At 74.6% G+C, this 16,648-nt stretch carries 13 protein-coding genes; 1 reads left to right on the top strand and 12 read right to left on the bottom strand.

What is annotated here, in order from left to right:
* Nucleotides 1–24 precede the first annotated feature (24 nt).
* The 10 genes from ABZS80_RS13665 to ABZS80_RS13620 all read right to left on the bottom strand — a co-directional run bounded on the left by ABZS80_RS13665 (nucleotide 25) and on the right by ABZS80_RS13620 (nucleotide 10,763).
* Nucleotides 25–798: an ABC transporter ATP-binding protein gene (locus ABZS80_RS13665; RefSeq protein WP_355056000.1), complete on the bottom strand. Its 774-nt coding sequence runs from the start codon at nucleotides 796–798 to the stop codon at nucleotides 25–27.
* Nucleotides 798–1,541, bottom strand: a complete 744-nt coding sequence (locus ABZS80_RS13660) for an ATP-binding cassette domain-containing protein (RefSeq protein ID WP_355055999.1) — start codon at nucleotides 1,539–1,541, stop codon at nucleotides 798–800. The genes ABZS80_RS13665 and ABZS80_RS13660 overlap by 1 nt, the downstream gene beginning before the upstream one ends.
* A complete protein-coding gene (locus ABZS80_RS13655; protein WP_355055998.1) occupies nucleotides 1,538–2,548 on the bottom strand; it encodes a branched-chain amino acid ABC transporter permease in 1,011 nt (336 codons plus the stop codon). Before ABZS80_RS13655 ends, ABZS80_RS13660 begins: the two co-directional genes overlap by 4 nt.
* Nucleotides 2,545–3,438, bottom strand: a complete 894-nt coding sequence (locus ABZS80_RS13650) for a branched-chain amino acid ABC transporter permease (protein ID WP_355055997.1) — start codon at nucleotides 3,436–3,438, stop codon at nucleotides 2,545–2,547. The genes ABZS80_RS13655 and ABZS80_RS13650 overlap by 4 nt, the downstream gene beginning before the upstream one ends.
* Complete coding sequence (locus ABZS80_RS13645; RefSeq protein WP_355055996.1) at nucleotides 3,435–4,628, bottom strand: ABC transporter substrate-binding protein; 1,194 nt, start codon at nucleotides 4,626–4,628, stop codon at nucleotides 3,435–3,437. The genes ABZS80_RS13650 and ABZS80_RS13645 overlap by 4 nt, the downstream gene beginning before the upstream one ends.
* 47 nt (nucleotides 4,629–4,675) lie before the next feature.
* Nucleotides 4,676–5,080, bottom strand: coding sequence for a roadblock/LC7 domain-containing protein (locus ABZS80_RS13640; protein ID WP_121398599.1), 405 nt, complete (start codon nucleotides 5,078–5,080; stop codon nucleotides 4,676–4,678).
* A 17-nt stretch (nucleotides 5,081–5,097) separates the two neighbouring features.
* Nucleotides 5,098–7,467: a nitrate- and nitrite sensing domain-containing protein gene (locus tag ABZS80_RS13635; protein WP_355055995.1), complete on the bottom strand. Its 2,370-nt coding sequence runs from the start codon at nucleotides 7,465–7,467 to the stop codon at nucleotides 5,098–5,100.
* 250 nt (nucleotides 7,468–7,717) lie between these two features.
* Nucleotides 7,718–8,170, bottom strand: coding sequence for a helix-turn-helix transcriptional regulator (locus ABZS80_RS13630; RefSeq protein WP_355055994.1), 453 nt, complete (start codon nucleotides 8,168–8,170; stop codon nucleotides 7,718–7,720).
* A gap of 165 nt (nucleotides 8,171–8,335) precedes the next feature.
* A complete protein-coding gene (locus ABZS80_RS13625; protein WP_355055993.1) occupies nucleotides 8,336–9,598 on the bottom strand; it encodes a cytochrome P450 in 1,263 nt (420 codons plus the stop codon).
* A gap of 259 nt (nucleotides 9,599–9,857) precedes the next feature.
* Entirely contained in the window at nucleotides 9,858–10,763 is a 906-nt protein-coding gene (locus ABZS80_RS13620; RefSeq protein WP_355055992.1) for an arginase family protein, read from the bottom strand.
* Nucleotides 10,764–10,874: 111 nt separating this feature from the next.
* Here ABZS80_RS13620 and ABZS80_RS13615 point away from each other — a divergent pair, with 111 nt between their 5' ends.
* On the top strand, nucleotides 10,875–11,924 hold the full coding sequence (locus ABZS80_RS13615; RefSeq protein WP_355055991.1) for a zinc-dependent alcohol dehydrogenase family protein: 1,050 nt from the start codon (nucleotides 10,875–10,877) through the stop codon (nucleotides 11,922–11,924).
* 54 nt (nucleotides 11,925–11,978) lie between these two features.
* Here ABZS80_RS13615 and ABZS80_RS13610 read toward each other — a convergent pair whose 3' ends face one another.
* Both ABZS80_RS13610 and ABZS80_RS13605 read right to left on the bottom strand, forming a co-directional pair.
* Nucleotides 11,979–15,218: a hypothetical protein gene (locus ABZS80_RS13610; RefSeq protein ID WP_355055990.1), complete on the bottom strand. Its 3,240-nt coding sequence runs from the start codon at nucleotides 15,216–15,218 to the stop codon at nucleotides 11,979–11,981.
* A 250-nt stretch (nucleotides 15,219–15,468) separates the two neighbouring features.
* The gene (locus ABZS80_RS13605) at nucleotides 15,469–16,374 is read right to left on the bottom strand and encodes an NAD(P)-dependent oxidoreductase (protein WP_151460838.1); all 906 of its coding nucleotides are present in this window, start codon (nucleotides 16,372–16,374) and stop codon (nucleotides 15,469–15,471) included.
* Nucleotides 16,375–16,648: the final 274 nt, after the last annotated feature.

Here is a 16,648-nt window from a genome sequence, read left to right as displayed (position 1 = left end):
TCATCCCTGTCGCTGCGGGTCGGGTCAGTGCCCGGCGTCGGACCAGAGCCCGGGCACCGGTCGGGGAGCCGACGGCTCCGGGACCGCGGCGACGCTGAGCATCGCCGCCAGGACGTCCGGGTCGGCCCGGACCTCGTGCACCGGCCGGTCGTAGACGACCCGGCCGTACTCCAGCACCGCGATCCGGTCCGCCACCTCGACGGCGTGCCGGAGCTGCTGTTCGACGAGCAGCACGGTCAGCCCGGTCCGGGCCAGCGTGTCGACGAGCTCCCGCACCCGGGCCGCCAGGTCGGGGGCGAGGCCCTCGCACGGCTCGTCCAGCAGGAGCAGCCGGGGCTGGCCCAGCAGGGCCCGGGCGATGGCCAGCATCTGCTGCTCACCGCCGGACAGCTGGTCGCCGCGGTGGCGCAACCGGGACCCGAGCCGGGGCAGCAGCTCCAGGATCCGGGCCACCGTCCAGCCCTCGCCGCCGGGCGTCGCGGCCCGCCACGGCGCGGCCGCCAGGACCAGGTGCTCGGCCACGGTCAACCGGGAGAAGACCCGCCGGCCCTGCGGGACCAGGCCGACACCGGACCGGGCGATCCGGTGCGGCTGCCGGCCGGCGACCTGCACGCCGCCGATCTCGATCCGGCCGGCGTACGGCCGCACCAGGCCGGCCACGCTGTGCACCAGCGTGCTCTTGCCGGCGCCGTTGCGCCCCACCACCGCCTGGACGGTGCCGGTGCGCACGTCGAGGCTCACCTCGTGCAGCACGGTGCCGCCCCCGTAGCCGGCGCAGAGTCCGTCGATCCGCAGCATCAGGCCACCCCCTCGGCGTACGCCTCCCGGACCGGGCCGGAGGCGCGGATCTCGGCCGGCGTCCCGGTGGCCAGCGTCCGCCCGTCGCGCAGCACGGTGACCGTGTCGCAGAGCGCGTAGACCAGGTCCAGCCGGTGCTCGACCAGCAGCACGGCGACCGCCCGGGGCAGCGTCCGCAGGAACTCCATGAGCCACCCGACCTCGACGGCGGACAGCCCGGCGGCCGGCTCGTCGAGCAGCAGCAGCCGGGGCCTGCCGGCCAGCCCCATGGCGATCTCGACCTGCCGGCGCTGCCCGTGCGCCAGGTGCCCGGCGGGGATCGCGGCGAGCCCGGTGAGGCCTACCCGTGCCAGCAGCGCGTCGGCCGTCCGGGCGGCCGCCCGCCGCCGCGCCGACGGGTGCCACGGGCCCGGCCGCACCGCCCGCGGCAGCGCGGCGACCAGCACGTTCTCCCGCACGGTCAGCGTCGACCAGACGGCGGGGCGCTGGTGGATCCGGCCGACGCCCCGGCGGGCCCGGGCGGCCGGCCCCAGCCGGGTGACGTCCCGGCCGGCCAGCAGCACCCGGCCGCGGCCGGCCCGGGTGGACCCGCCGAGCACGTCCAGCAGTGTCGTCTTGCCGGCGCCGTTCGGCCCGATCAGGGCGTGCCGCTGGCCCGGCATGATCCGCAGGTCGACGCCGTCCAGCGCGGCCAGCGACCCGTAGCGGACGGTGATCCCCTCAGCGGACAGCAGCGGGGTCATGCGCGTACTCCCGTCGGCGTCGGGCTCTCCGGGGCGGGACGGCGGGCCGGGACGGCCGGGAGCAGCCGGCCGCGTGCCCTCGGCCGGCGCCCGCCGTCGGGGAGCAGGTAGACGGCGGCGACGAACGCCAGCCCGAGCACCAGGGGCGCCTGCCCGGGGAGCACGCCGAACAGCCAGTCCCGGGCGGCCACGACGAGCGCGGCGCCGACCAGCGCGCCGCCGACCGAGGCGGTGCCGCCGATCACCACGCCGAGCAGCAGCAGGGCGGAGGTGTCGAAACCGAAGTCGGCCGGGGAGACGAACTGCTGGGCCACCACGAGCAGGGAGCCCGCGGCGCCCGCGACGGCCCCGGCGGCGACGTGCACGCCGGCCACGTGGACCGGCACCCGGTGGCCGCTGGCCCGCAGCCGCGCCTCGTCGTCCCGGCCGGCCCGCAGCAGCAGCCCGACCCGGGTGCGCAGTACCAGCAGCACCACGCCGACCAACGCCGCGACGACCACCAGCGTGTAGACGTAACGCGCCCGGTCGGTGGCCAGCACCGGCAGCCCCCACAGTGGCCGGGACGCGGCGACGCCGGCCAGCCCGTCGGTGCCGCCGGTCACGGACCGCCAGCGCCCCACGACGGTCACCGCGAGCTCGCCGACCGCCAGGGTGATCATCAGGAGCACCACCCCCCGCGCGGAGACCACCAGCGGCACGGTCACCGCGGCCAGCGCCGCCCCGGCCGCCGCCGCGACGGCCAGGTGCACGAGGCCGACGTCGGAGAGATGGCTGCCGACGACCGCGCTGGCGTAGGCGCCCGCCGCGTAGGGTGCGGTCTGGCCGAGGGTGGGCAGCCCGGCGACGCCGGTGAGCAGCGCCACGCTCACCGCCACCAGGCCGAGCGCCAGGGTGCGGGCGAGCAGTGCGACGGTGTAGTCGTCGACCGTCCACGGCGCCAGCACCAGGGCGACCACGACCACCGCGGCGACGCCGCGGCGCAGCGCCCGGACGGCTCCCCGCCTCACGTCGCCCTCCGGACCGTGGCCAGGCCCCGCGCCCGCACCGCCAGCACCACCGCCATGGCGGCGAAGAGCAGGAACGGGGCGGCGGACGGGGCGAGCGCGACGCCCAGGGTCTGGATCTGCCCGACGGCCAGCGCGGCGAGCAGGGTGCCGACCATCGAGCCGAGACCGCCGAGGACGACCACCACCAGCGACAGCAGCAGCACGGCGTCGGCCGTGTCCGGCCCGGGGCCGATGATCGGCGCGCCGAGCACCCCCGCCGCGCCGGCCAGCGCCCCGGCGGCCGCCAGCACGCCGACCCGGATCCGGGCCGGGCTCACCCCGAGGACGGCGACCATCTCGGCGTCGTCGACGGCGGCGCGGACCAGCATCCCGGCCCGGGTGCGGCGCACCACGAGGTGGATCAGGGCGGCGAGCAGCGCCGCCACCACGATGAAGACCAGCCGGTACGCGGCGTAGCGGTGCCCGGCGACCACCACCGACCCGTCCAGCGTGGCGGGGACGCGCACCGGCGGGTCGTCCGGCCCGAAGGCGCTCACCAGCAGGCTCCCGCCGGCCAGGGCCGCCCCGAAGGTCAGCAGCGCCTGGGTCAGGTGGTTGCGTGCGGCGACCCGGGTGAGCAGCCCGGCGACCAGCGCGCCGGACGCGGTGGCGGCCACCACCCCGACGGCCAGCGCCAGCGCCAGGCTCGGCCAGCCGCCGTCCAGCAGGGCGGCCGCCGTGTAGCCGCCGATCGCGTAGAGGGTGCCGTGCGCCAGGTTCAGGATGCCGGCGACGCCGAAGCAGAGCACCAGCCCCGCCGCGGCGACGAAGACCAGCAGACCGTAGGCGACCCCGTCGAGGGCGGGGACGACGTACGGGTCGAACCGGATGCCGACGGCCACGGGCGTCACCCGCCGACGGTGGCGAGATCGCCCACCACGGTGTTGGACAGCGCCCGGCCGTCCTGGCGCACCTGGCGCAGGTACCACTTCTGCACGGGCGCGTGGGTGGTCGGCGAGAACTGCCAGGTGCCGCGCGGGCTGGCGATCTGCCCGAGCTGGCCGATGGCCGCGTTGACGCGTTCCGGGGTCGCCTCGTCCCCGGCCGCCGCGATGGCCCGGTCCAGCACGGCCGCCGCGTCGTAGGAGGCCATGGCGTACGTCGTCGGGGAGCCGTCGTGCTCGGCCTTCCACGCGGCCACGAAGGCGCGGTTCTCCGCGTTGTCGAGGTCGGGCGAGTAGTTGAGCACCGAGTAGATGTCGCGTGCGGCCTCGCCCTGGGCGTTGAGCACCCCGCCCTCGGTCAGGAACCCGGCGGCGTAGAGCGGCAGGTCCTTCACCTCGGACTGGGCGTACTGCTTCACGAAGTCGACGGCCGCGCTGCCGGCGTAGAACGTGTAGACGGCGTTCGCCCCGGAGGCCTTGATCCGCGCGAAGTACGGGGTGAAGTTGGTCGTCGCCGGGAACGGGGTGAAGGTGGCCTTGCCGTCCGGGTTGGCCAGTGTGCCGCCGACCTTGGCGAAGGCCTCGGTGAAGCCGCGCAGCTCGTCCCAGCCGCCCTGGTAGTCGGGGCCGATGGCGTAGACGCTGCCCTTCACGTCGTCGCGCACGTGCTGGGCGATCGCCGCCCCCGGCTCGTCGGACAGGTAGGACGTGTGCCAGACCAGGGAGACGTCCTTCAGCTCGGGCCGGCCGTTGGAGCCGACGAACGGCACCTTCGTCTCGTTGAGCAGCGGGTAGACGGCGGCCACCGAGCCGCCGCCGACGACGCCGGTCAGCGCGACCACGCGGTCCTGCTTGAGCAGCTTCGTGGCGGCGGGGACCGCGGTCGCCGCTCCGTTGCCCTCGTCGGCGACCACGAGTTCCACGTCCCGGCCGCCGAGCTTGCCGTCGTGGCTGGACAGGTAGAGCTGGAAGCCGTCGCGGATGTCCTTGCCGACCGCCTGGTACGTGCCGGAGAGCGACGCCAGCAGGCCGATCTTGACGGGTGCGCCGGCGCCGGCCCCGCCCTCGTCGTTCGCGCACGCGGGCGCGGCGAGCAGGACGAGGGCGAGCAGCGCCGCCGTGTGGGCGCGGCCGCGCCGGGACATGGTGAGGGACATGTGTGCTCCTACATGAGGGGTGGGGTTTCGGCGTGGGGGCGCCGGGGTCAGCGGCTGCGGCTCAGGGCCGCCCGGGCCGCCGGGGTCAGGGCGTCGCCGATCCGGTTGGCCAGCTCGGTCATCTCGTAGGAGACCTTGCCGACGTCGCACTGCGGGTCAGCGAGCACGAGCAGCGAGGCGCCGTCGTTGAACGCCATGGAGAACATGAAGCCGCCTTCGAGCTGGGTGACGTTGGAGATCACGGCGCCGGCGTCGAAGAAGGCCGCCGCACCGCGGAGCAGGCTCACCAGCCCGCTGCCGGTGGCCGCCAACTGGTCGGCCCGGTCGGGTGGGAGCCCCCGGGTGGCGGCCACCATCAGGCCGTCGCTGGAGATCGCGATGGCATGGCTGACCTCGGTCGCGCGCTCGGCGAAGGCGTCCAGCAGCCAGCCGAGATCCTGGTGGTCGGTCACGTGCACTCCCTGTCGGGTCAGTTGTTGATCAGATTGGGCCGGCGGCCGGCCACCCCCCGGGCGTACGCGGCCATCGCGGTGGCCACCCGTGCCGGGTCGCGGTGCTCCGAGCGCTGCCGCGGCACGGTGACGCCGCCCGGCACCAGGTGCTGCTGCGGCTGCCGCTTGGGCAGGCCCGAGGTGGTGGTGCCGACGACCTCGGGCGAGTCGGCCCGGGCCGCCGTACGCCAGGCGTCGTCGGCGGGGCTGGCCCACGGCGCGCCGTTCCCGCCGTCCGGGTGGTCGGCCTGGAACCAGTGGTTGACCTGGTGGTAGATGACGAGTTCCTCGGCGGGCACGGTGCCGCGGTCCGGTGCGGTGGCGGGCTGGAAGACGGGCGCCACCGGCAGCATCTGGTCGGCCGGCGGGCTGCCGGCCCACGGCTCGGGCGTCGCCCGGTAGGGCGGTGCGACGGCGGTCCGCGCGGCCCGCCGGGACGGTCGGCCGGGCGTGAGCAGGAACTCCTCCGGGGGCAGCGGCCGGATCATCGACCCGGGCAGCGCCACCTCGGCGATGGTGCCGCGGCGCGGGCCGGGACGGAGCTGCACGGCCACGCCCAGCCGGGTGGCGAGCTGCCCCACCACGACCAGCCCCATCGCCCGGACCGCGGCGACGTCGATGGCGGGTGGGCGGACGAGCAGGTCGTTGAGCTGTTGCCGGCGCTGCGGGGACAGGCCCACGCCCTCGTCGCTGATCTGGACGATCACCCGGTCGCCCAGGCTGCGGCCGGTCACCCAGGTCTCGGTCCCCGGTGGGGAGTAGCCGGTGGCGTTCTCCATGAGCTCGGCCAGCAGGTGCACGACCTCGTCGACCGACTCGGCGCCGACGGCGACGTCGCCGTCGACCAGGCCGAGGCGGATGCGGGCGTAGTGCTCGATCTGGCTCTGCGCCGCCTGGAGCACCTGTTGCAGCGGCACGTCGTGATGGCGTACCCGCCCGACACCGACCCCGCCGAGCACCAGCAGGCTCGCGTTGATCCGCCCCATCCGGGTGGCCAGGTTGTCCAGCGTGTAGAGCTGGTGCAGCCGGTCCGGGTCGGTCTCGTCCCGCTCGACCTTGTCGACCTGGGCCAGCACGGCGTCGACGAGTCGCTGTTCCCGACGGCTGAGGTGGATGAAGATCTCGGCGGTGTTGGCGCGCATCACCGCCTGTTCGGCCGCCGTCCGCACCGCCGCCCGATGCACCGCGGTGAAGGCCTGCCCCACCTCGCCGATCTCGTCGTCGCTGGACGGCTCCAGGGCCTCGCCGGCCTGGCGCCGGGCCAGCTCGTCGGGGTCCATCGAGGAGCTGTCCGGCTGTTCGAGCCGGGCCACCACCTGGGGCAGCCGCTCGAACGCGACGGCGTTCGCGGCGTCCCGCAGCCGGCGCAGCCGCCGGGTGATCTGCCGGGCCACCGCCCAGGTGACCAGCGTGGTGAGCACCAGGGCCACCACGACGGCCGCCGCCTCCATCAGGGTGCGCCGACGCTGGTCGGTGTGCGCGGCGCGAACGTCGTGGAGTACCACGGCGTCGACCCGCTGGCGCAGCTCGGCCAGGCGCACGGACCACTGCCGGGTGGCGGTGACCCAGGTGTCGAGGTCCAGCTCCAGTGCTCTGCCGGCGACGCTCCGGGACACCTGGTCCTGCATCCGTTGCAGCAGCAGCGCGCTCTCGCCGCTGCCGGCCTGCTCCCACCAGCCGCGCCAGGCGGGCCGGGCGAGCGCCAGGAAGGCGAGGCTCGACTCGGTGAAGCCGGCCCGGGCGGCGGTGATGTCCTGCTGCATGGCGGGGGTCAGCTGGTCGGCCGCGATCGCGCGCAGGACGGCGACCTGTTGCTGGCCGATGGCCTCGGCCACCTCGGACAGCGCCGCGGAGGCGCGGATGCCGTCCGCGATCCGGGCGTTGACGACGCCGAGCGTGACGCTTTCGCGGAGGCTCAGCAGGTCGGCGATGGCGATCCGGTAGCTGAAGGTCATGGCCGACACCGAGGCGCGCTCCGCCGTGCGCACCTGGGCGCGCAGCGGCGGCAGGCCGGCCAGCGCCGCGTCGATCCGGGGCAGGACGGCCTGGTCGGCGGCGGAGCCGGCGGGCAGCTCCGCCCGCTGCCGGCGGTAGTGGGCGACGGCGGCGTCGGTGGCGGTGGTGGCGTCGGCGAAGGCGTCCTGCTGCTCCGGCGCGCCCCGGGTGAGCAGGTCGGCGGCGACGATGCGCTCGTTCTGCAGCCGGTGGGCCAGGTCGCCCGCCTCGGCGCCGAGCTGGGCCAGGAGGCCGAGGTCGCTGGCGCGGGTGGTCTGGCGGGCGCTCTCGGTCAGCGCCAGGCCGGCGAAGCCCAGCACGGCGACGAGCGGAGCCGCGACGATGAGGCGCATCCGGGCGGCAATCTTCCAGCCGCGGCGGCGGGTCGGGTAGGGTCGGGCCGCGTGGGACCTCGTGCTCGACGCCAAGGCTGACTCCCCGCACTCATCAACAACGGTCTATCTGCATTTGCGGATTGCACGTTTCATTGCGCCGGAAGCCGTGCGCCCAGACCAGACCTGTCGGTGGTACAAACAGCCCGTACCAGCATCTGTACCCAGAGTTGGCAGCGCCGGCGGTGCGTGCCGGCCTGGCGTCCCCGCGTCAGCGCCGCGAGGGCGGCGCGGGCGGCGGGCCGTCGACCTCCGGCTGGCCGAGCACCTGGCCGATGAGTTCCCGCAACTCGTCGATGGCCGCCACGACCGCCTCCGGATCCCGCGCGTCGCGCCGGGCGGCCGGCACCGGCTCCAGCCGCGCCACCTCGCCGAACCGGGGGCCGCGGCGGCCGTCCGCGGCCAACTGCTCCGCGGCGACCTGTGGCCACAACGCCTCCAGCCGGCCACCGGTGCCGAGCACCTCGTCGCAGCGGACAGCGAACTCCTGGCTGCCGAACCGGCGGCCGGACTCGACCGCCGCGACCGTCTCCCGGCTGAACCGCACCCGCTCCGCCAGCGCCCGCTGGGTCAGCCCCTGCCGCGTCCGCCAGCGACGCAACTCCGCCCGGAAGCGATGGCTGGCAGCGGAGTGAGCGGCGCTCGACGGGGGCGTGCGATCCATGTGCTCACCTTCGCGACACCGGGTCGGCGTCGACATGAGATCGGGGCGGGGTGATGACTGGGCATTCGCAGGGGACAATTCTTAACCCATTCACCGACGGGTGTGAAGACATGACTCCGCTCCGTGACCGCCTCCGCAGGTCAGCGCCCGGCACGGCGACGCGGGTCAGGCCGCCGGCCGCTGGACGGCGGGCACCGCCGTGTCGACCACCACGGGCAGGCCGCGGTGCGCGCGGAACGCCACGTTCGGCTGGTACGACCGGCGGTGCCCGGGTGCCAGCCGCAGCCCGGGCACGGCCGCGGCGAGCCGGGTGAGCGCGATCCCGGCCTCCAGCCGCGCCAGTGCCGCGCCTATGCAGAAGTGCGGCCCGTGCCCGAAGGAGAGGTGGTCGGTCCCGTCCGTCCGCCCCGGGTCGAACCGGTTCGGGTGGGCGAACACCGCCGGGTCCCGGTTCGCGGCGCCGATCAGCAGCAGGCAGCGCGCCCCGGCCGGGATGGTGGCGCCGCCCAGCGTGACCGGCCGGTTGGTCACCCGCAGCCAGCCGTCGATGGCGGGCGCGAAGCGCAGGGTCTCGGTGAGGAACCCGGGCACCCGGTGCGGCTCGTCCGCGATCGCCCGCCACCGGTCGGGCTCGGCGAGCGCCTGGTCCAGCGCGTGGGCGAGCAGCCCGGCCGTGGTCTCGTGCCCGGCGACCAGGAGGTTGAACACGATGCTCGACACCTCGGCGACCGTGAGCACCTCGTCGTCGCCGTTCCGGTACGCGAGCAGCTGGTCGACGTAGCCGTCGCCGGGCCGGTCAGCGTCGAGCCGGTCGCGGACGAGCTGCTGGCAGTAGCGCCAGAACTCCAGCAGGCCCTGGGCGAGCCGGACCTGCTCCGCCGGCTCCGGCCGCCCCCAGACCAGGGCGATCTGGCCGTCCGCCCAGGCGCGGACCCGGGCGATGTCCCGCTCCGGCACGCCGAGGAGGTCGAGCAGGACCAGCAGGGGCAGCTCGGTGGTGAACTCGGGGACCAGGTCGACCTGCTGGCCGGCACGGGCGGCGAGACGGGAGACCAGCTCGTCGACCCGGCGCCGGACGATCGCGCCGTACCGCTGCTCGACACGGTCGGCGGTGTTGGCGAAGGTGGCGCGTAGCGCCCGGCGGGTGCGCGGGTGCACCGGCGGGTCGGCGGCGGCCGTGGTGGGCGGGGCGTCGATCTGCATGACGACGGCCAGCGCCTCCGGACAGACGTCGTAGACCGGCGCGAGAGTGAGCGCGTTGCCGAAGCTCTCGGGGTCACCGAGCGCCCGGCGCACGTCGGCGTGCCGGGTGATCAGCCACAGCCCGAGGTCCTCGTCGTGGTGCACCCCGCCCGGGGAGTCGAGGAGTTCCCGCCACACCTGCGCCGGGTCGGCGAGATACGCGCCGGCGAACGGATTCCACCGCATGACCGCCTCCTGAAATGGCGACCCGGCGACCCCTCGGGTGCCGGCACCATTCACGGTGCGCCCCTCCACGAATCAAGTCAAGATTTGTCAACGTCAATGGGATTTGCTTGGGAATTGAATTCCGCCGGTCCTGCGAATTCCTTGCCGGTCTGCAACTTGCGCCCTGCCGATTGCGCAGCGACACCCTCACTGAGCAGCGCGAACGACCTTACCGCGAGAGGCGGCAAAAAGGGGCACGCCCGCTCTGCTCACGCAGAAATCACCGGTCCGGGGATTCGGTCAGGAGCCGTCCCAGCAACGCGACCAGCGCCGCCGCGTGGGCGCCGCCCGCATCCAGGTCCGGGCGGAAGTCGGCGATGCTCACGCCGATCAACCGCGGCGAGGCGACAAGCGGCTCCAGCAGGTCGGCGAGCTGTCCGGGGGTCGGCCCACCGGGTTCCGGGTAGCTGACGGCCGGCAGGGCCGCCGGATCGAGGACGTCGCAGTCGACGTGCAGCCAGACGCCGCCGTCGACGCCGGCGAGCAGGGCCGCGGCGCTCTCGCCGCACCGCCGCGGCGCGCCGACGACCGCCGGGGCGTCGAACCGCCGGATGGTGTCGGGCAGCCGGGCCACCTCCGCGGCGGCCTCCGGGTCCAGATCACGGGTACGGTGGCCCAGCAGCACCACGTCCGCGGGCGCGACGAGCGGCGCGGCCAGCCCGGCCGGCGCGGTGAGCTGCTCGGGACCGGAGCCCGTGAGGAGGGCCAGGTCCATGTCGGCGGTCTCCCCCGTCGGCGACGAGGGTCCGTCGAGGAAGTCCGGGTGCCCGTCGACGAACCAGAGCCCCACCCGACCCCGGTCCCGCCGCAGCCAGGGCAGGACGCCGAGCAGCAGGCTGCAGTCCCCGCCCAGCACCAGCGGCCGGCCGTCGGGCCGGCGCCCGGCCGCGGCGTCGAGCCAGTCGGCCAGCACCCGCGCCGCCCGGCCGGTCTGGCCCAGCGCGCGTACGCCGGTGGCGTCGTCCCGCCGGTCGTCGTCGATGACGATCGGCGCGTCCCCGGCGTCGTCGGGAACGAGGTCCGACAACCCGGCCGCGCGCAGGGCGGCCGGGGCGAGCCGCTCACCCCGACCGAGGCCCGAGCAGTCCCACGGCGCCCCCACCAGATACCAACCCCGCGCAGCCACGCTCACATCCTGGCACCCGCCAGGCGCCGGAGCGGCGGTATGCGCGGGCCCGTCGCGCGCGGTGGCACCGCCGGTGGGAACCCCCGGGCGGCGGCGTGTGAGGATGCCGGCATGCGTGCCGTGATCTTCGACGAGTTCGGTGCCCGACCCGAGGTCCGCGACGTCCCGGACCCGGTGGCGCCGCCCGACGGCGCGGTCGTCCGGGTCGAGGCGACCGGGCTGTGCCGCAGCGACTGGCACGGCTGGCAGGGGCACGACCCCGACATCCGCCCGCCGCACGTGCCGGGGCACGAGTTCGCCGGTGTGGTCGCGGCGGTCGGCGCCGACGTGCGGGGCTGGCGGACCGGCGACCCGGTCACCGCTCCCTTCGTCTGCGCCTGCGGGCGGTGCCCCACCTGCCTGGCCGGCGACCAGCAGGTCTGCGAGCGGCAGACGCAGCCCGGCTTCACCCACTGGGGCTCGTTCGCCGAGTACGTGGTGGTGCGGCACGCCGACGTCAACCTGGTCCGGCTCCCCGACGGCGTGGACCACCCGACCGCCGCGGCGCTCGGCTGCCGCTTCGCCACGGCGTTCCGGGCGGTGGTCGGCCAGGGGCGGGTGGCCGCGGGCGAGTGGGTGGCGGTGCACGGCTGCGGCGGGGTGGGCCTGTCGGCCGTGATGATCGCGGTGGCCTGCGGCGCGCGGGTCGTGGCGGTCGACATCGCCCCCGGCGCGCTCGACCTCGCCCGGCGCTTCGGGGCGGCGGTCTGCCTCGACGGCGGCGCGTTCGACGGGCCGGATGCGGTGGCCGCGGCGGTCCGGGAGGCGACGGGCGGCGGCGCCCACCTGTCCCTCGACGCGCTGGGCAGTCACGCCACCTGCGTGGCGTCCATCGAGAGCCTGCGCCGGCGCGGCCGGCACGTGCAGGTCGGCCTCCTTCCCGCCGCCCGGGGCCGCCCGGCGCTGCCGATGGAGCTGGTGATCGCGTACGAGTTGGAGCTGCGGGGCAGCCACGGCATGGCCGCGCACGCCTACCCGGAGCTGCTGCGGCTGGTCACGGCCGGGGTGCTGCGCCCCGGCGAGCTGATCACCCGCACCATCGGCCTCGACGCGGTGCCCGACGCGCTGGCCACCATGGACGGTCCGACGGCCGGCGGCATGTGCCTCGTCGTGCCCCGTTGAGAACGCCGCGGACCGGCCCGCCCCCGAAGGGCCGGACCGGTCCGCGGACCGGGCTCAGTTGACGGTCACCGAGACCGTCCTCGGCGGCTGCTGCACCTGCCCGTACGTGTCGACGCCCCGGATCGAGACCGTGTAGGTGCCCGCCGGGACCGCCGGCGAGGTGTACGCGAAGTTCGACCCCGGGGAGCCCGGGCTGGTGAGGAAGGACGCGATCCACGGGAAGTTCCCCGGGGTGCCCGGCGTGTTGAACGTGCCGGCCGCGTTCATCCCCTGACCCGCGCTGTTCGAGATCTGGATCTCCACGCGGAGCATCCCGATGTCGTCGACGGCCCGGCCGGTCACCACGATCCGGCCGCCGGTGTAGACCTCGCCCTCCACCGGGGTGATGCTCGGCTCCAGCCGCGGATCGAGGTCACCCGGGTAGACCAGGTACCGCGCCGTCGCGCCGGAGGTCGAGCCGTCCTGCTGGCCCGCCGTGTCGACGGCCCACGCCTCGACGCTGTACTCGCCCTTGGTCGGCAGGTCGATCGACAGGGTGAACGGGGTGCTCGTCGCACCCGGCGCGCCCAGCGTGGCGTTCACCGTGGCGAAGGCGGCCGCCATGGTGCCGTTCGGCTGCACGTAGCGGCCCGTGTCCAGGTCGCGCAGCGCCACCCGGACGCTCTGCACGCCCTTGTCGTCGGTTGCCGTGCCGGCCAGGTTGAGGTGCAACTGGTCGACGTTCTGGTCGACACCCGTGAAGCTCAGCCGGCCGTCCGGGAACGCGTCGCCGGGCACCTGGGCCGTGACGCTGAGCCGGCCCTGGTTGCTGCCCGAGGTCGTCAGGCCCAGGCTGTCGGTGGCGCGTACCCGGAAGTCGTAGACGCCCGGGGTGAGCGGCACGCTGGTGAACGACCAGGCGTACGACGCCGCGTTGAGGTTGGTCGGGGAGATCCGGTAGAAGGCCGCCACCGAGTCGGCGCCCCACGTGCCGTCGGCGGCCAGCGCCTCCCGCGTGGTGTTGTTGCGCAGGTAGATCTCGACCGACCGCACGGCGTCGTCGTCCTGCGCCGTGCCGGCGAAGGTGATGGTGCCGCCCGGCCCGACGGTGACCGGTGCGGCCGCGGTCGGCGGGGTCATCGCCACGGGCGCGGTGATGGCCACCGTGGGCGGCACACCCGTCGACGAGACGGTCCAGTCCCGGGTGTCGCCGCGCAGGTCGCTCTGGCCGGTGGTGTCGATGGCCGTGGCGGTCATCTTCCACTGGCCCTCGATCGGCAGGGCCACCTCGACCTGCCAGGTGGTCGAGAGCGCGCCGATCACGTCCGGCTCGCCGCGGAAGGTGTTGTAGACCGCGGCCACCGTCCCGTCGTCCTGCAGGTAGCGGTTGTCGGGGGTGCGGAACGAGTAGGTCAGCCCACTGACGCCCTTGTCGTCGGTGGCGGTGCCAGTGGCGACGAAGGTCTTCGTGGCGAGCAGGCCGCCGGGCGGCGAGCCGATCCGCGTCGACGGCGGCAGGTCGTCGAACCGGAACGTCTCGATCTTCTTGACCGCCTTCGTGGGGTCACTGGTGTTGTTGCGGCCGAACGTCTTCGCCTGGATCTGGTAGACGCCGGAGGGCAGCGACACCGGGAGCGTCCACGTGGTCGAGGTGGCGTTCAGCGCGGCGACCGTGGCGTTGATGCTGTTGGACGCGCCCCACGTCGTCAGGTCGTCCTGGAGGTACTGGCTGGTGTTCTTGTTCTGGATCTCGACCTGGACCCGGATGACGCCGGCCGGGGCGAGCGCCTGGCCGCCGAGCGTGAACGACTCGTTGGCCGGCTTCACGGCGCCCTCGATGGGGGTGACGATGGTGGTGTCGACCGCCGCCGGCGCGGGCACCGTGTTCAGGTCGAAGAAGCCGACCCGGCCGACGGTCTTGCCGCCCTTGACGTTGCCGTCGCCGCCGACGATCAGGCCGCGCGCGGTGGCCAGCATGGCCTTCTCGCCCTCGTAGGAGTTGGAGCCGGGGTTCCACTCCAGCGCCGTGCCGGTCGTCGGGTCGAGCGCACCGAGGTGGTCGCGGCGGACCACCTGGTCGCCGAGGCCGTAACCGCTCAGGCCCTGGCCGGTGCCGTACCCGACGTTGTCCAGGCCGGGCCACGGGACGTTGGAGGTCGGCGACTCCTGCCAGCTGAAGTGGCCGCCCACGTACACGGCGGTGGCGGTGATGGCGACCGAGTAGACGCTGTCGAAGTGCCGCGACACCCAGAGCGGCTGGACGTTGTCGGCGCCGGTGAGCGGGTACGCGATGGCGGTGTCGTTGATCGGCGGGCGGTCGCCGCCCGAGCCGCTGGTAACGACGAAGTAGGAGTCGTCCGGGGCGATGTCACCGGCGAACACCCGCTGGATGCCGCCCACGAAGGAGAGGTTGTCCTCCCAGAGCCGGGTGCGCCACGGCAGCAGGGCCTTGGTGGCCGTGTTGATCAGCGCGACGCCGTAGCGGTCCTGGCCGGCGATCTGCCGGCCGGTGTGGACCACGAGCAGCTTGCTCCGGTCGTGGGTCAGCTTGAGCTGCTGCACGGTGAGCATGCCGCCGACCCCGATGCCACCGGTGAGCGGCAGGTTGAAGCCGGTGTCCACGGCGCCCGTGGTCGGGTTGAGCGCGACCAGGCCGGGGCGGCTCACCCCGTTGACCGTGGCGAACTGGCCGCCCACGTAGACCGCCGTGCCGCTCACGGCCAGCGCGGTCGCGCGGGCGTTCGCGGTCGCCGTGAACGCCGCGACCGGCGCGCCGGTGGTCGGGTTGAGCTTCACGATCTTCCGCTTCGTGACGCCGCCGACCGTGTTGAAGGACCCCGCGACGTAGAGCGCCGACCCGTCGGGCGACGCCTCGACGGCTTCGACGGACCCGTCGAACGTCGGCTTGAAGCCGGTGTCGACCTTCCCGGTGTCCAGGTTGTACGAGGCCAGCGACTTCTGCGCGATGGTCGCCCCGCCGACGTTGGCGATCGAGGTGAAGGTGCCGGCGATGAAGACCCGGTTGCCGATCACCTCCAGGTCCTTGATCTCGCCGCTGGTGATCCGCGGCGTGTCGGTACGCGGCGCCGTCGGCACCAGCCGGGTGTCCCCCGGCACCACCTGCGCCGCGGTGGCGACCGTGCGCGCCGCGCCGAGCGCGGCGCCGCCGTTCATCGCCGCCGCGCCGGTCTGCGCGGTGGTTGCGGCGCCCGTGGCGGTGAGCTTGGTCGCCACGGTGCCCGCGACCGCCGGTACGCCCGTCACCACGACGGCCCCGGCGACCAGACCCGCGACGGTGCGACTCCAGACCTGCATCCAGTCAACTCCCTGTGAACGCCCGAGACGGCACCACCGGGTCGGTCCCCGGCAACGTCCACCCGCCCGCGTGCCGGACGTCACCGTAGAAGGCAAGGCCATTTCGCGGTACCACGGCGCACCCGGATTCCACCGCACGGCACCAATTCCGGCCGCACCGGCGGGCCGCACCACCGTCGGATCCAGACCCACTCGCCCGATCGGATGGCGCGGCCCTGCTCACCGGAGCCCCGGCCGGCTGATCGGCGGATCAACCGGTGGGATCGACGTGGTCGCGCCAGGAGTGGCGCGGCCGGTAGCCCAGCACCCGGCGGGCCTTGTCGATGCTGAGCAGGGTCTCGTGCTCGCCGAGTTCCCTGCGGACCTCGACGTCCGGGTAGACCTCGGCCATCAGGCTGGCACTGGACCTGGTCATCACGGTGTCGGCGTTGGCGATGATGAAGACGTCGGCGCCGGGGCGGTCGTGGGCGAGCGCCCGCTCGACCGCCTGGGCGCCGTCGCGGGCGTCGATGTAGCCCCAGAGGTTCCAGCGGCGCAGGCGCGGGTCGGCGTCGAAGGTGGGGAACTCCGCGTAGTCCTCGACGTCCATCACGTTGGAGAAGCGCAGGCCGACCATGACGAGCTCCGGATCCCAGCGGCAGAAGTGCCGCGCCATCTCCTCCTCGAGGGCCTTGTTCAGCGAGTACGTCGACTCCGGGCGCGGCGGGTACTCCTCGTCCACCGGCGCGTACGGCGGCGGGGTGTCGAACGGCAGCCCCAGCACGGTCTCGCTCGACGCCCACACCACCCGCTTGATCCCGGCCGCCCGGGCCGCGGCGAAGACGTTGTACGTCGCGGCCGAGTTGTTCGCGAAGGTCACCGCGTTGGGCAGCAGGCCGGGCGCCGGGACCGCCGCGAGGTGCACCACCGCCTCGACGCCGCCGGCGTGCTCGTCGGCGCCGCCGGTGAACGCCTCCACCACCTGCCCGTAGTCGGTGAGGTCGACCAGGAGGAACTCGCCGTCGACGTCGCGCGGGTCGCGCCCACCGGCGCGGTCCACCGCGAGCACGTCGACGCCCGCCCCGCGCAGGTGCGCGACCACGGCGCGACCGAGCTTTCCGGCGGCCCCGGTGACGACGACACGCCCGGGGAGGGAGGGCGGCAGAGGGTCGGTCATGCCGACATCCTTTCCTGCCGCGCCCCGCGTCGCGCGCGCGGCCCGGGACTTCGCGCATCCGGTCGGGTGGAAACGGGGCCATGCGCACCATCCGCGCGCAATACAAAAACTGCCTCCGAAATGGAGATAGGGGCGGCGCAGGTGACCTAGAAGAGGCCATCACCCATCGATCCGGCCAATCGTCAACCTCCGGACATTCACCGGCCCCGGCCGCCTCACCACCCGGTGGACGGGCCTGCCGAAGACGCCGGTAGGTCCGGTGAAGACGCAGGTG

It is taken from the genome of Micromonospora sp. NPDC005305, from assembly GCF_040607315.1.
Lineage (GTDB): Bacteria > Actinomycetota > Actinomycetes > Mycobacteriales > Micromonosporaceae > Micromonospora.
This window is presented reverse-complemented; position numbering and strand designations above follow the sequence as displayed.